This is a genomic window from Paraburkholderia sp. SIMBA_030 (assembly GCF_046535245.1).
Lineage (GTDB): Bacteria > Pseudomonadota > Gammaproteobacteria > Burkholderiales > Burkholderiaceae > Paraburkholderia.
Window position 1 is genome coordinate 1 of record NZ_JAWRXB010000520.1, and the last position, 273, is coordinate 273.

General features: G+C 63.0%; 1 pseudogene. It reads left to right on the plus strand.

From position 1 onward, the window contains the following. Positions 1–273, plus strand: a pseudogene (locus SB772_RS41050) (hypothetical protein); the annotation flags it as partial.

Genomic DNA, 273 nt, shown 5'->3' on the forward strand with positions numbered 1-273 from the left:
CATCGACCCCGCCAACCGCCGCGGCGTCATCGAATACGTCGAACAGTACCTTCCGGGACTGATCCCGGAACCGTACGCCGAGACCACCTGCCTCTTCACCAATACGCCCACGGAAGACTTCGTTCTGGACCGTGCGGACGGAATCACCCTCCTCTCTCCCTGCTCGGGGCACGGTGCCAAATTCGCACCACTGATCGGTCAATTTGCAGCCGACCTTGCCACCGGCGTCGGGACGGTCCCGGAACAGTTCCGTCTCGCCGCTCACGCTACAAC